Genomic DNA, 15,184 nt, shown 5'->3' with positions numbered 1-15,184 from the left:
GAATGCAAAACAAAAAGTGCATTTTTTAGAGCACTAGATGCGCTAAAGTTACAAATTCAGAAACCGAGAGTGTTTCAGCACGGCGTCTTCCATCAATTCCAGCTTTTTCTAACAGCTCTTCACCTCCAAGTGTTTTGAGATTTTGACGAAGCATTTTTCGTCTGTGTCCAAAAGCAGTTTTTGTAACGAGGCTTAGTTTTTGTGCAGAGCAGGCAAGAGGTCGGGGGCGCGGAATAATATGAACAACGGAAGAGGTTACTTTGGGCGTTGGTATAAAGGCTTGAGGAGGAACATCAAAAGCAATTTTAGCAACGGTACGCCAGCCAGCTAAAACACTAAGGCGTCCATAGTGAGCAGATTGAGGTTGAGCCGTAATCCGTTTGGCAACTTCACGTTGGAACATCAATGTCATTGACTCATAAAAAGGAGGCCATGGTTCAGACAAAAGCCAATTTAATAAGAGTTGTGTTCCAATATTATAGGGAAGGTTTGCAATAATGCGTGGTTTTTCTAGGCTTGTTTCAAAGAGTTTTGAGAAATCTTGCTTCAGAGCATCATTACAAATAAGTTTTAATTTTTGAGGATAGTGTTTTTCTATTTCTAAGAGAGCCGGTATACAACGCTCATCGCGTTCTATTGCTATTACAATGGCACCCTTTGCCAGCAAGGCACGTGTGAGACCTCCAGGACCAGGCCCAACTTCAATAACAGGTTTTCCTTCTATATTTCCTGCTTGATGAGCAATTTTAGAGGTTAAATTAAGATCAAAAAGGAAATTTTGCCCCAAAGATTTATGTGCTTGTAATCCATATATATCAATAACCTCACGCAGAGGAGGAAGATTATCTATTGGCATGGGTTCAAACTATTTTTTGCAAGTTGATTTGCAAGTTTAAGAGCAGCAATAAAGCTTTCGGGAGAGGCTATCCCTTTATCAGCAATGTCAAAAGCAGTCCCGTGATCTGGAGACGTACGAATAAAAGGTAAACCTAATGTAACATTAACGGTGGTATCAAAGTCTAATGTTTTAACAGGAATAAGGGCTTGATCATGATACATACAAATGGCAACGTCATATGCCTTTCTTGCGCATTCATGGAACATTGTGTCGGCAGGCAGCGGGCCTGCAATATTGAGTCCTTTCTTTTTAAGATATTCAATAGCAGGAGTGATAACTTTAATATCTTCTTTTCCCATTGCTCCTCCTTCTCCAGCATGAGGATTAAGACCAGCAACAGCTAGTCGGGGTGATGTTATTTTAAACCGCGTTTTTAAGTCATATTCAGTAGTAAGTACCGTTTGAATAATTAAATCACGGGTAAGCTGTGAAGGAACATCTTTGAATGGAATATGAACAGTAATTGGTACCGTTTTTAATCGAGGTCCTGCTAACATCATAACGGGATGATAACATTTATGAAAAGCTTTATATGCCAAATCGGCTAAAAATTCTGTATGACCTGGAAATTGAAAACCAGCATCATAAAGATTTTTTTTTGCAATAGGACAAGTGATTAGTGCACATGCATGGCCACTTTGAATCAATTGAACACTGCGTTTAATCGCTTCAATGATTCCAGCAGCATTATACGATGAAGGTATACCTAATTGATTACTTTGTTTGTTTTTTAACGGTATGATAGGAAGAGCGTTTTGAAAGTTTTTTACGGGATTACTGATTAAAACAGATTCCATTTCAGCATCAATCTGTAAAAAACGAGCGCGCGAACGAATCACATCTTGATCAGCGAGAAGCACAAAAGGCGGAACTTGGCGCTTAACACGCAAATTCCATGCTTTTAGTGCTATTTCAGGACCAATTCCGGCAGGATCACCACCGCTAACAACAAGAATAGCCATTATGAATTTTGAATACGCGCCACTCGCCGCAATTCTTCTAAATATTTCTCGCTTAATTCCTCAAGTTTTTGCGGGCTTCTTTTTTTACTATCTTGAAGAGAAAAGATCAGTCGAGCGACATAATCATCAGAAACTCTCTTTATTTTGCAGACAGCAATTGCTTCGATTCCATCAGATGTTTCTTGTAATTTTGTCATTTTTCCAGCAGGTGTTGCAAGAATAGCTTGTTCCCATGCACTGGGGAGTTGGGGCTCCAGAAACTTTCCTAAGTGACGGATAGTAACGTCTAAAATACCTTTTGCTTGATTGTGAGCATTTGCACATCCACGGAAATGTGCGCGAAAATTGCTTGCTTCTCTTTGACGTTTTTCAAAGATTTCTGAACGACGATGTGCAGGAATGACAAAAACAATTCTCTGTAATGTATATTCGTTGGTTGAAGGTTTTACACCACCATTTTTTAATATTCTGCGTACAGCTTCTTGTTCAGTAATCATACCAGTTTCAGATTGATAGCGTGCGTTAATAAGACGTCCCCATCCTATTTGTCCACGGATGTAATCTTTAAAGTGTTGTACAGTGATATCACTTTGGATCAGAATCTGGTTGAGCTGATCAATCGTCATATTATTTTGTGTTGCAAAATTCTCAAAAGCTTTATCAACTTCATCATTGCTTACTTCAACATTGCGGCGTTTTATTTCAATATCTTTCAGCTTTTCGTCGATAAGCTCTTTTTTAGCTTGTGCCACCAAATTGCCTTGCTTTTGTTGCAATCTCAGAAAAGCAAGGCGCCTTTGTATGTCATAATTTGTGATGGGGTTTCCATTAACTGTAACAACAATAGCAGTCTGTGCAAAGACCGTTGGAATCAAAAATTCATTTACTAGCAGGCTGCTTGCGCTCAAAGACGCAATACAAAATAAAGCAAGAGTACGCTTTTTCAATTTATTCATATAAATAAGCTTCCGCATTGTTTATTAATTCTTCATCAACAATTTAAAATATACGTTTTCTTTCATAAAAACAATGATAAGTTAAAGTACTTATACATTCTCTTTATAAATTTGAATCTATCTTTTTTCCGATATCTGCAATTGTACGCAGTGAAAAAGAGAAATTGAAGTTTTGCAAGGGTGTTTTTCTCCCTGGATCTGTTACTTGTTGATAACCAAATGTTAGCCCGAAACATTCATCTGTATAATTCAGGCTAATTCCTCGCTTTATAAATATACCAGATACTAAATCATAACCGGCATTGCTATTAATGGACCAATAATCTGCTAATTTAAGTCCCGCTTGAAAAGAAATTTCTTGGCGCTCTTTTGGATATTCATAAGATGGTTGGCTTGCGATATAAGCATATTCTATAGAAGTCCAAAAAATTTTCCATTTTTGTGATGCTTCAATTTCACCACGGCGGATTTTTCCTGTTTTCTTGTCAAAGCGCCCACGCGTTTCTAAGGAAAAACCACTTTTATGAGTCGCACCAAACATTGCAACATAGTCTGAACGTTTTGCCTCTAAGCTAGAATGAGTGCCTACATTGACAAAGTCTTTTTCTGCAAAAGAATTCTTTCCTGCCAGATGAAAGGATTGTCCAATGAGACCATAAAGAGACCAATTGTCATTAAAGCTTCCAGAGTATCTTAGACCTATATTGGCTCTTGTGCCACCTTCTACACGATCATAACCAGAAAATTTATCCCGTTGAAAGAGAGTGGTTGCATCAAATACAAAGCTTTGAGCATCTTCGTTAGGAGTTTGTCCGATATATTGTTCATTATTGCGTATAAAAATTTGTGCGGTTGGTTCTATAATATGTTTAGAATGATCAGCTGTAATGAGGAAAGGATAGCGTAGTTCTAACCCTGCTGTTGCCATGCCACGAATTGCTGAACCACGAACTTCGGATAACACAGTGTTTTTTATAGAAGAATCATGATTTTCACGTACATTGGTTGTAATGATATCAGCCCGTAGAGAGAGAAGAGGGGTTAAGATGAGTCCATTGTGTGTGTTGAAGCGCTTTTTCCACTGAAGCTCGTTTGTGAAACGCAAACTATTTCCAGCCATACCAGAAAGTCTTACTATGTTGAGAGGATTTCCGTTCCGGTCGGGTGAATTGAAGTCAGCATGACGACGATAAATTGATTGCATATTACTATGGAAGGTCAGTTCTCCATTATAAATGGGTTCATCTGGCGTGAAAGTATAATCGATGCGTGGTAGAACCCATGCTTGCCGAGAGTGACGTTCATAATGATAATCATTCAATAACGAATCTTGAACTTTAAAATGATAAAAACGCATATCAAAATGGTTTTTTCCTGCAAGACCATTCAGATAGATCTGAGAAAGTTGTGTGGGATTGTTATAGTTTTCAAGTTTATAGGCACGACTAAAATGCCGATCTGATTGTGCAAGAATATCCCATCCATAAGTCCAGTGTGAATTAATACGAAAATCCCCCTTTGTCGCCAGCATATAACGGTTTTTATGTTGGGCATCAATCGTATCATTATCAAATCTATGCGGTTTCATTTGATATATATGAGCAAAGCGAATGTTATAACGGCCCGTTTTTAAACGTTGACGCCATTCCCCTTCGGTTAAAAGCCCTTGTTGGGTATAAACCGTAAAAGAAAGTGTGAAATCGTAATGAGGAGCGAGATTCCAGAAATAAGAACTCTTTATCCCCATGCCGAGATCATTGGTATAAAAAAAATGAGGAGTAAGCAGACCGCTAGCACGTCTGACCGTTGGATCATAAAGTTCAAAATTTGGAAATTTTATAATCGGTACGCCCAAAATTTCAAAACTGCTATTTTCAAACCGAATTTTTTTGACGTTATTATTCCATATGATCTTTCTTGCTTTAATTTTCCACAGGACGTCTCTATCTGGTTTGTAAGAGCAAGGTTCACAGGCTGTATACGTTGCATTTTCAAAAACTGTTATTTGATTGTTTTTACGTGTAGCATTTTGGGCTGCAAAGTGAACATTATTGGCTGTATCAATACGTAAGGCGTTTACAAAACCCTGGCCAAGATCTTTGGTCATATCAATTTGATTGGAATAAATTTTATTACCATCTTTTTGAGTAATTTCAACATTCCCTTGTGCTATAAGCCGTCCTGTTTTTTGATTGTAAATGATTTTTTGAGCGATAACTTTATTGCCATCATATTCGATTTGGACATTACCTTGTGCAGAAACAGTGTTTTCATCACGATTGTAGATGAGTTCATCCGCAGAGAGCAAAAGAGGACTTTCCGGATTTTGAATGCGACTTTGAGAGGGAGACATAAGGCTTTGAGCGTGCGCATAATAAACCAGAGTTCCCCCTAAAATAATCCCCATAACACTTTTAAAAGCGAGAGCACTTAATTTTGTTAAAATGATTTTCTTACCTGTTAATGCTTTCACTTAGCTATCCTCTTTATGAAGTAAAAAAGAGATTCCCAAGAATAAAGCAATAACAACAGGTGTCCAAGCTGCAATAACTGGTGGAATATATCCAGCATTACCAAAAGCCTGAATGAGTACGGAAATAACATAAAGCATAAACCCAGCTATGACACCACCAAGAATCAACGTTCTAGATTGCCCAAAACGTGTAAAATTTAAAGATACAGTTGCTGCAATGAGAGTCATTGCCACTAGCAATGCTGGTAATGCGATCAAAGATTGTAAATACATATCAAAATTATGAGCAGAATAGCCAAATGAACGTGCAATCATAATTTTTTGTGGCAATTGGTAAAATGAAATAGTTGCGGGATTCACTAAACGTTCCGTTAAAAATTCAGGTTTTAGATTGGTTTTTATTTGCAATACGGTAAATTTTTCAGGTGGATGTCCTATTTTATAGATTGTTCCATTTGTTAATAGCCAAGCGCCATTGGTTAATGTTGCTTTTGGGGCGTTAATCCAATTTTTTACGGTTGCGTTGTCATTGTATTGTACAAAGGTTGCATCGAGAAGAGAAAGTCCTTGATCAGTGATAAATTTAGCACCAATGGTTGTTCTGCCTAAATTTGTACGCTGGGTTAACCAGTGAATACGTGTATTATGAAGAGGTGTTAGTATATTATTATTGCGCCATTCAGTCATCATTTTTTCTGATTGAGAAAATCCCCATGCTGCGAGTGGATTAATGAGAAGAATTGAAAATAATCCCAAAAGCAAAGCTCCCAAACAAGCTGGCATAAGAAATTGCCATGCAGAAACACCGATTGAACGAGTTATCACAAGTTCAAGTTTTTTGTTAAGCGAGATAAGTGTTGCCATTGCAGAAAAGAGTGCAATAAAAGGGATAAGTTGTTGCATGATAAAAGGGATACGTAAAACAGAGAGCAGAAATGCATTTTTTGCTGTATAGTGCGGAAGGGAGGATAGCTTACTGGAATTTTCTGTAAAATCGATTAAAAGAGCAAGAACAAAAATGCTCCCCCAGAAATAACAAGTTATTTTAAGGTAACGTATAAAAAAATATCGTCCAAGTGTCCACCCAATCATGATATTTTATCCGAGGAATCTTGAGATTGTGGATGTTCAAATTTATTCATTACTTTTTGAAAAACGATTTGCAGTACCTCATTAACTTTTGTGGGAAGTCCAATTTTATGATTCGTTAAAAGCATAAAAAAGACAAATATACTTGTTCCTATGGGTGTAATATAAAGGAGCGGAACGTATGCAAGATCATTCTTTGCTTTTTCGGCGAAAAAATATCCTATCCAATATACCACCAAAGAAAGGGCAATGGCCGAGAGATTTGCGGAATGACGAGCTTGTCGATGGGAGCCTACATCTCCTGCCGCTGCTAATGCAATAAGTGAAAAAACAATAGGGTAGAGCCATTGTGTTAGTCTGCGGTGAAACTCAGCTCTATATTGGAGCGGTTTTCGTTGATAGTAAGGATCTTTTGGGTCAGGATTTTGTAAATAAGAAAGAGACCGATCTTTTGGATAAAGAGTAGGTGTTTTATCACTGGGGATAAACTCCCCTAGGCTAAAGGTATATGAGCTAAATTGAACGATTGAAACGCTGTTATTTTGATGATTGACTCTTTCTATTTCACCGTTATTGAGGATTAAAAAACGACCATTTTGATTGTTTACAATTGATGCTTTTGTTGCATAATAAAAAAGGTTAGTCTTAGGATCACGCTGGTCGGCAATGAAAAGACGTTCAAAGGTTCCGTTTGGATTCCGTTCGCCAATTTCTATGTAAAGGTTATTGGCAAGTTTTTGAAAGCTCCCTTCACTGATGAAAAGACTAATAAGATCAAAATGGGCACTTGCTAGCATTTGTCGCATCTGAAGACGTGCTTGAGGAACAACAAAATTGGCTATAGAAAAGGAGATACATGATGCAACAATAGCAAGAAGAAGAATAGGTTTCCAAACAGTACTTTTAGGAAAACCAGAGGCATTGATAACAGCAAGTTCAGAGTCTTGATTCATTGCTGAAAGGATGGTTGTAATTGCGATTACTAATGCAAATGGAATGACCAGAAAAACAACAGAAGGAACCAATGAGAGTGAAAATTGTAAAACTGTGAGGAGTGTTTGTTTACTTGTTGTAAGAAAGTTTATTCGTGCAAGAATTTGTACTGTCCAACTAACACCCACTGCTGCAATCATGACAGAGCTAAATAAAACAAAGACACGTTTCAGGATGTAGAACTCAATAATACGCATAAACTTGGAGAACACCCTCAGTCTTTAATTTGATAGTAAATATTTTATACTGTTTTCGGTTAAAATGTAATAAAATTAAAAAAAACTTCCATGAAATGCACATTTTTACCAAATAAATAATATAAAATTGCCTATTAAGTTTTCTCTATTTTTCCATATATTATATTTTATTTCCAACTATAGTCTACCTAGAATATAGGAGATAGCTTAAAAACTTTCTTATTAATGTGTAAATAACAATTTTTTGTCTTTTAAAAACATGTGCAAAAAGAGAATGCATCTTAATCGAAAAACAGGTTTATATCTTGAACCGTTTCCTTTGTATTAGGGACATAGAAGTTTTTTAAAGACGTTAGCTTTTTTATAAAGAATGATGAGGGCTTAAGAGGTTGGACATTTTATTCTATCATTTGACGCAGTCAACGCTGAAAGATATTTTGCCGACGCTTGTGGAGCGTGCATTGGCTCGTTTTGGAAAAGTAACAATACAATGTGTGAGTAAAGAACAACGCGATTTTATGGATACACATTTATGGGTTTATGCAGATGAATCCTTTATTGGACATGGAACTGAGTGTGATCAATATTCAAACTTTCAGCCTGTATTTCTTACGACAGGACAAGAAAATCCGAATGATTCAAAGATTCGTTTTCTCATAGAGGGCGCTGTTTGTTCGGATATTGATGCTTATCAACGGCTTGTCGTGATATTTGATGGTGAAAGTGAGGAGCAGTTGAATCTCGTTCGTGCACAGTGGAAAAAATATAAAATGGAAAATCATAATTTAACGTATTGGCAACAGACTGAAGATCATCGTTGGGAAAAACAAATTTAATGCGTTTCGTGTCTGTTGTTCTGATTTTTATAGGAGTGGTAGGAATAGTAAATCCAGCACTTTTTATTGCGCAAGGATCAGGGGGAGGGCGTTGGGTTTTTATTGTGGTTTTTCTTTTAGGCATGCTAAATATATGGACTATAATTAAAAAAATGAAATGCCATGATGATGATTGATCGGATTTTGCTTGTTTTATGGGGTGTGATGTTAGCTTTTTTTTGCGTTTCGTGGTTGGGGACAACGCATATCTTATCAGAAATATTTACTGTTGCTTATATAAGCAATATTGCAGATTTTTTATTTTTCTTTTTGAGTGCATTGTTTGCGGGAATATTGTGGTGGAAGATACCTCAACCCATGTCTTTAAAAATGAAACTGGCAGCATTTTCGCTGCCAGTCCTTATTTTATTCTTCGTTATTATATTTTAGTTGGATATTTCATCCTCTGTAAATCCGACGAAGCAAATCAGTGAAATAAAAGAAGCAAAAAGCAAATAGTAGCCGAGATAAGACGTATCGAAATGTTGTACCAGATATTCTGCAATATAAGGTGCAAGAGATGCTCCTACGATAGCAGATAAATTGAAAGTGATAGAAGAACCAGTATAACGAATTGCTGTTGGGTACGGTGAAGCCAAAACAGCACCAAGAGGACTGTATATCATTCCCATGAGAGACAAGCCAATGACAGACATTGCAAGGACTCCCATAACTCCAGAATTTAAGAAATAAGGAATTGCGAAAGAATACATACCGGTGATGATTGTAATCCAAATCATCAAAGTTCTACGTCTAATACGATCAGCGAGTTTCCCAGTGATGACAGTAAAAATTCCACAGAAAACAGCACCGACAATTTCGACTTGAAGAGCTTGATGAAATGGCAATTGCAAATGGTTTGTTGAATAGCTTAACAAATATGTCGTGACCAAGTAAAATAAAACAAAAGTTGCCATACCAGAAAATATTCCAAGAAATAGGATTCGTGGACATTTTAAAAAGACATCTATGATAGGCACTTTGACATGTTCTTTACTTTCAAGAGTTTTTTTGAATTGCACAGTTTCATTGATTGAAAGACGAACCCATAATCCTATAATCATAAAAACAACTGAAGCAATAAAAGGAATGCGCCATCCCCAAGCTAAAAGTTCAGCGCGATCAAGAAAATGCAGCAGACCCAAATAAACAGCAATAGATAAAAACAAACCGATTGAAACGCCCAATTGGGGGAACATCGCATACCAGCCGCGCTTTTCTGGAGGGGCATTTTCTGTTGCGAGCAAAACAGCGCCTCCCCATTCTCCTCCTAATCCCATTCCCTGTCCAATACGGCATAAGGTTAACAGGAAAGGGGCAAACCACCCAGCCATTTCATAAGTAGGAAGAAAACCAATAATGACTGTTGAAAGTCCCATGGTGAGAAGAGAAGCGATAAGTGTTGCTTTTCTTCCAATTTTATCTCCAAAATGTCCAAAAACAACTGATCCAAAGGGGCGAGCAAAAAAGGCTGCTCCAAAGATCAGGAAAGATTGTAAAATGGCAACCTGATCATTTTGTGTTGGAAAAAACACATGAGGAAATATGAGAGCTGCGGCAGTGCCAAAGACATAGAAATCAAAGAATTCAACTGTTGGGCCAATAAGGCTTGCAAACAAAATGCGACGAGGGGAATTTCTGTTGTTTTTATCTTGCATTTCTAAGTTTGTAGACATGAATAGAATGTCCCTTTCAGTGTATGACAAATCAAATGACGAATTAACTAACTATAGTTATAAAAATTTCAAATCAGTGTCGAGTCAATATTATGACGTTTCCTCTATATTAGGACAATGAGTATAGACTGATGAGCATGAATTAAGTGTTCTATAGATTATACAAATTGAATAGAATAAAGGCACTGCTTTAAATGCTGTAGAAGATGGAAATACGTAGCCATAAACGCTGTTCTCATTCACATTGCTGTTTCCTTTAAAGTTCAATGCTGTTTTTATCTCTTGAGGGATCAGCCTTATTTGTAGATCAGTGTTTATTGTCTCAAAAATATTTTCATGGATGTAATTATAACACTTTTTAGGTGTATATAAAAACGAATTAAATCTTTTGGTTGTGCATATATTTTAAAACACATGGTGTATATTTGATCTGTCAAAGCTTAATTTATCGAATGCTTCGTTATCTTAAAAGACATGAGGGTGAGCAACATTGTGTTGTTTTGGTCTGTGCATTTTTTTCTAAATGGGGGATTTAATTTGGAATGATGGAGTGTGAATAATGCAACGCAAATTGAAATTAAGTTTTTGTGCATTAATGACCAGTGGTTTTTTTGTCAAGATTGCGAGTGCAGATGGAGTAGCGACACCAAAAGAAAAGTTATTAACACCAGTAGATATCAGTGAACATCTAGAAGAGACAAGAACATCGTTATCAAAAGTGAGGGGATTAAAAGAAAAAAAGTGGGGATCAAAAAGGATAGAGAATAAACAGACAGTAGAAGGAAGTAAGTCTTCAGAAGAGGAAAGGAAGGGATTAGAAAACCTATTCTTTGAAGTTCTCACAAATTCAATAATAAGCGATGATTCTATTGTCTATATTACTAAACGTGACTCTGAAGGTTTTGAAATAAATAGCTTTAACTATGAAGAAGCAGGCTATTCCATCAATAATACGGTTCAAGAAGGTGGAAAACTCTACATTGATGCAGCAAGTGTTAGCAGGGATACGACAATTGAGAGTGGTGGTATTGAATTCGTCCAAAATCTGAGCAGTTCGGAATATGCCACTGTAAAAAAAGGGGGTAAACAAATTGTTGAGAGTGGTGCAAATGCTGAGGGAGCTAAAATCTATGGTGGTGAGCAGATTATTTTTGGTAAGGGGATCCTTGGGGATGGTTTGTCGCGTAAAGATAAGGAAAGTAGTGCTTATAGCACTGAAATTTATGCGGCAGATGGAATGTTAGGAATACAAAGTGTCTATAGTGGGGGGATGGCTGTTGACACAAAGATTATGAAAGGTGGTGTCCAGAATCTTGATGGTAAAGAGAATTTTCATAATAGCTTCTCAGAAGATGCTGATACAGCCGATATAGAAAATGAAGATTTTACAATTAATGAAGGGGCTTTTGCACTGAGTACCGAACTTTTTAAAAATGGTATGCAGAATATCTTTGCAGGAGGGAATGCGAGTGAAGTTACTTTATACGGTAGAGCTATTCAGAATATATATGATTCCGGATATGCGGATAATCTAACCATTAATCATCAAGCACAATCATGGGGTTTGGCTGGTGCGATATTAGGTGAAAATACAAATGTTCATGATTTTGGTAGTCTTTATCTTTATTCTGGGAATGGTGAAGCTGTTACGGAAGTAGAAAATCTTAATTTAAATGGAGAAGATAGCAAACTATACATTATTGCTCCTGAAGATAATGACAAAAAACCTCACGTTAATATCCAGAATTTAAAAGGAAATGGGAGAGTTATTTTTACGTCTTTAGGGACTAATAAGCATTACTCTAAGCTTAATATTGATGATCTTTCAGGTTCTTTACATTTTGATTTTAATGTCAACTTTGCCAAGCATCTTAGTGATTATCTTGTCATTAAAGAAAGTGGTTCAGGTTATCACACAATAAGTGTGGCTGATTCTGGGCGTGAAATTACAAATTCTTCTTATAAAAAGCTTAAATTAATTACTGATCGTAGTGGAAATGCTCATTTTACTCTGACAAACACTTTTGGTGAAAAAATCGGAACTGTTGATGCCGGAACCTATCGGTATAGTTTGAAACATAGAAACAATAAGGGTACTGGTAAAATTTGGTACTTAGATGCAAACCACACCATTGATGAGACAACTTCTCAAGTTTTTGATAGTGTATTGAAACCATATACTGGTTCATCAAGTGATTTACTCACAGAACTCACAATTGATCAAGGAACAACTGTTTCTATTGCGGATCCTAGCTTTGACACGAGCAGCAAGGAAGTTGATAGCAATGGAGAAACTTCGATTAGTAATACAGTTAAAGACGGTGGAAAGATCTCCGTTTATCACGGTGGTTTTAGCTTGTATACGACAATTCAAATAGGCGGCACTGAGCTTATTAAAACACAAGGTCTTTCACAGGATACTATTGTTTATAAAGGGGGGCAACAAAAGGTTGAAGATGGGGGGAAAGTTGAAGGGGCTAAAATTTACGGTGGTGAGCAGTTTGTTTCAGGAAAGTCTGATATCAAAGGGGAGATGGTAAGGAGTAGCGCCCATGACACTATCGTTTCTGGTGAGAATGGAGTGCGAGGATACCAGAATGTGTATGATGGTGGAGAGGTTTTTAGTACAAAGATCATGGAAGGAGGGGTACAAAATCTTTATGTGGAAGAAGATCTAGACCATTATAGTAGTTTTGCATTTGATACGAGGGTCTTTTCTGGTGGAGAGCAACACATTTTAGCAGGGGGAATCGCGATTGGTGTTCTTTTAGAAGGGACTGCTTTTCAGGTAATAGATTTAGGAGGTTATGTAAAAGATTTAACCATTAAGGATCAAGCACAATCGTGGTTACATGGTGGCGCAACATTGGAAGGAAAGACAACGGTTAATGATTCTGGACGAATTTATCTTTATGCTGGTGCAGAGCAATCTCGTACTGAAGTAGAAAAAATTGTGTTAAATGGCAGAGATACAAAATTGTACGCGATTTCTTCCAAGATGGATGGTGAAAGCTCTTTGATTGAGAACCTGAGTGGTGATGGCAGTGTTATTTTTACTTCTACCGTGTTTAATCCACATTACTCTAAACTTGAGATCAAAGATCTTTCAGGGAGTTTACATTTTAAGTTGCATACTAATTTTGCAGAACAGCGCGGTGATTATCTTCTGATAAAAAAAGGAGAAGGTCATCACACCATAAGCGTTATCGATTCTGGTGTTGAAATGACCAATTCTCTTCTACAAAATCAGAACTTAATTTTGGAGCTTGATTTAATTCATGATCAAAGCGGAAATGCGCATTTTACTCTGACAGATTTTTCTGGTGAAGAGACGAGTACGATTGATGGTGGAGCCTACATGTATGGCTTAAAAACAAAAGATGATAATGGGGGAAAAACTTGGTATTTGGCTACGCCACAAATAATTTCTGCTCCTGTAATCCCTTCACCTCACGCGGAGTTACCTATAGATAAGCTTCCTGAAAAAGAAGAAAATATGACATCGTCAAAAGATTTTAGTATCTCTGATGTAATTGATTACAGTATTGGCGAAGGAGGAGGAATTCTACAAAGCTCTTTGCTCGGTGATAATAACGTAGTTTATGTCTCTGATGATGGAGAGCAAGGTGTTCTTAAGAAGTCTATTAATAATACAATTCAGGGATCAGGAAGACTTTATGTTCAAGCTGGTGGTTTCAGTAAGAATACGACAATTGAAAATGGTGGTGCTGAGATTATAGGGGAACAAGGGATTTCAGAATCTACGATTATTTACGAGGGTGGAAAACAAAAAGTGGAGGGAGGAGGATCTGCATTGAGAGCTGAAATTTATGGTGGGGAGCAGCTTGTTTTCGGAGATGGGTACGTGAACGGTGGGATTGTTGGGAGCAGTGCTTATGATACGACAATTTATGGTCAAGGTGACACACTGGGACAGCAGAACGTATACGATGATGGTATGGCTGTGGGAACAAAAGTGATGAGTGGAGGAATACAAACTCTTGCTAAATGGTTTCCTGATGATGATAACTTTGCAGAAAAAGATGGCGGTTTGGCCATAAATACTGAAGTCTTTTCAGAGGGTATGCAGCGTGTTTTCGCAGGAGGTGAAGCACATACAGCCATTTTACGCACTGGTGGTGTTCAAGAAGTCTATGCAGGTGGAATTGTAAAGGATCTAACGATTGAAGGTAATGCCAATTCATGGGTTTCTCCTGGTGCAATATTAAGAGGAGAAATAAGAGTTCAGGATTTTGGGGGACTCCATCTTTATGCTGGAGATGATGGTCAACAAACTATAGTAGAAAACATTGAATTAAATGGAGAAGACGCTCAATTATATTCTGTTGCTTGTGGGTTTGACGACAAAAGTACACGCATTCAGCAGTTAAACGGTGTAGGAAAAGTTATTTTTACCTCTTTTGAAGATAATTTATATTACTCTCAGCTTTATATTGATAATCTAGCAGGGAGTCTACATTTTGACTTTAATGTTAGTCTTGCAGAAGAAAAAGGTGATTACCTCTTTATTGAGAATGGGAGTGGTTTTCACACAATAAGTGTCGTAGATTCTGGTATTGAAATTGTTGATCCTTCTTCAGCAAGACTTGATTTAATTTTTGATCAAAGTGGCGGCGCATCTTTTACTCTACAAAGTTTTTCTGGCGCAAAAACTATAATGGTTGATGGGGGAACTTATACTTATGGCTTAAAACACAAAAATATTGAGAATGAAGAGGGAAAAATTTGGTATTTGACTGCAGTTTACATGGATAATGCGCCACGCAGAAGCAGAATTCCGCAGCATTTAAGTCAAAAACAACAGGTTTCTTCTCTTTCAACGATTATAGCACCACAAGAGCATGCTATTAAATTGCCACGTCCAAGAGAAAACCACAGAAACTTGAGTCAAAAATCTTCAGCTTCTGTTTCTCCAATTGTTTCATCTCTGGGAGGTCAAATGATTGAAGGTGCCCCTCCATCAAGTTCTCATCCTCTTTCTGATGAAAAGCAACAAGCTGCTGTTTTAACATCTTCACCATCTTTAGCTGATCAGATGACTTTG

Annotated in this window: 11 protein-coding genes; 4 read left to right on the top strand and 7 right to left on the bottom strand. The window is 37.2% G+C overall.

All coding sequences use genetic code 11. From position 1 onward, the window contains the following. Positions 1-25: 25 nt before the first annotated feature. From rsmA to lptF, 6 genes are all read right to left on the bottom strand, one after another. Positions 26-856 carry a 16S rRNA (adenine(1518)-N(6)/adenine(1519)-N(6))-dimethyltransferase RsmA gene (rsmA, locus tag ACFIM1_RS01255; RefSeq protein WP_375609153.1) on the bottom strand — a complete coding sequence of 277 codons (831 nt, stop codon included), beginning with the start codon at positions 854-856 and terminating at the stop codon, positions 26-28. After that, complete coding sequence (gene pdxA, locus ACFIM1_RS01250) at positions 847-1,860, bottom strand: 4-hydroxythreonine-4-phosphate dehydrogenase PdxA (RefSeq protein WP_375609154.1); 1,014 nt, start codon at positions 1,858-1,860, stop codon at positions 847-849. Before pdxA ends, rsmA begins: the two co-directional genes overlap by 10 nt. Further along, positions 1,860-2,816, bottom strand: a complete 957-nt coding sequence (locus ACFIM1_RS01245; protein WP_375609155.1) for a SurA N-terminal domain-containing protein — start codon at positions 2,814-2,816, stop codon at positions 1,860-1,862. The genes pdxA and ACFIM1_RS01245 overlap by 1 nt, the downstream gene beginning before the upstream one ends. Positions 2,817-2,919: 103 nt before the next feature. After that, positions 2,920-5,289, bottom strand: a complete 2,370-nt coding sequence (locus tag ACFIM1_RS01240; RefSeq protein ID WP_375609156.1) for an LPS-assembly protein LptD — start codon at positions 5,287-5,289, stop codon at positions 2,920-2,922. Further along, the gene (gene lptG / locus ACFIM1_RS01235; RefSeq protein WP_375607697.1) at positions 5,290-6,381 is read right to left on the bottom strand and encodes an LPS export ABC transporter permease LptG; all 1,092 of its coding nucleotides are present in this window, start codon (positions 6,379-6,381) and stop codon (positions 5,290-5,292) included. Next, positions 6,378-7,568 (bottom strand): LPS export ABC transporter permease LptF, encoded by a 1,191-nt coding sequence (gene lptF / locus ACFIM1_RS01230; protein ID WP_375607696.1) that lies wholly within the window; start codon positions 7,566-7,568, stop codon positions 6,378-6,380. Before lptF ends, lptG begins: the two co-directional genes overlap by 4 nt. A gap of 389 nt (positions 7,569-7,957) precedes the next feature. Here lptF and ACFIM1_RS01225 point away from each other — a divergent pair, with 389 nt between their 5' ends. The 3 genes from ACFIM1_RS01225 to ACFIM1_RS01215 are packed head-to-tail and all read left to right on the top strand — an operon-like array spanning position 7,958 to position 8,833. Next, a complete protein-coding gene (locus tag ACFIM1_RS01225) occupies positions 7,958-8,404 on the top strand; it encodes a DNA polymerase III subunit chi (protein ID WP_375607695.1) in 447 nt (148 codons plus the stop codon). 8 nt (positions 8,405-8,412) lie between these two features. Then, entirely contained in the window at positions 8,413-8,580 is a 168-nt protein-coding gene (locus ACFIM1_RS01220) for a hypothetical protein (protein WP_375617355.1), read from the top strand. Then, positions 8,570-8,833, top strand: coding sequence for a hypothetical protein (locus ACFIM1_RS01215; protein WP_375607830.1), 264 nt, complete (start codon positions 8,570-8,572; stop codon positions 8,831-8,833). The genes ACFIM1_RS01220 and ACFIM1_RS01215 overlap by 11 nt, the downstream gene beginning before the upstream one ends. Here the strand turns inward: ACFIM1_RS01215 and ACFIM1_RS01210 are convergent. Then, positions 8,830-10,119: an MFS transporter gene (locus ACFIM1_RS01210; protein WP_375606276.1), complete on the bottom strand. Its 1,290-nt coding sequence runs from the start codon at positions 10,117-10,119 to the stop codon at positions 8,830-8,832. The two genes, ACFIM1_RS01215 and ACFIM1_RS01210, sit on opposite strands and share 4 nt — an antisense overlap. 559 nt (positions 10,120-10,678) lie before the next feature. Between ACFIM1_RS01210 and ACFIM1_RS01205 the strand changes: the two genes are divergently transcribed. Continuing rightward, on the top strand, positions 10,679-15,184 hold a 4,506-nt coding region (locus ACFIM1_RS01205; RefSeq protein WP_375609157.1), incomplete at its 3' end, for a pertactin-like passenger domain-containing protein.

This window comes from Bartonella sp. AC158YNML (genome assembly GCF_042196725.1).
In the GTDB taxonomy this organism is placed as follows: Bacteria; Pseudomonadota; Alphaproteobacteria; order Rhizobiales; family Rhizobiaceae; genus Bartonella.
The sequence above is the reverse complement of the archived record's forward strand: the minus strand, read 5'-3'. Positions and strand labels throughout refer to the sequence as shown.

What these genes read in the sequence shown, in the direction of transcription:
- rsmA (WP_375609153.1), bottom strand. Translation starts at nt 856, where the DNA reads ATGCCAATAGATAATCTTCCTCCTCTGCGTGAGGTTATTGATATATAT.
- pdxA (WP_375609154.1), bottom strand. Translation starts at nt 1,860, where the DNA reads ATGGCTATTCTTGTTGTTAGCGGTGGTGATCCTGCCGGAATTGGTCCT.
- ACFIM1_RS01245 (WP_375609155.1), bottom strand. Translation starts at nt 2,816, where the DNA reads ATGAATAAATTGAAAAAGCGTACTCTTGCTTTATTTTGTATTGCGTCT.
- lptG (WP_375607697.1), bottom strand. Translation starts at nt 6,381, where the DNA reads ATGATTGGGTGGACACTTGGACGATATTTTTTTATACGTTACCTTAAA.
- lptF (WP_375607696.1), bottom strand. Translation starts at nt 7,568, where the DNA reads ATGCGTATTATTGAGTTCTACATCCTGAAACGTGTCTTTGTTTTATTT.
- ACFIM1_RS01215 (WP_375607830.1), top strand. Translation starts at nt 8,570, where the DNA reads ATGATGATTGATCGGATTTTGCTTGTTTTATGGGGTGTGATGTTAGCT.
- ACFIM1_RS01210 (WP_375606276.1), bottom strand. Translation starts at nt 10,119, where the DNA reads ATGTCTACAAACTTAGAAATGCAAGATAAAAACAACAGAAATTCCCCT.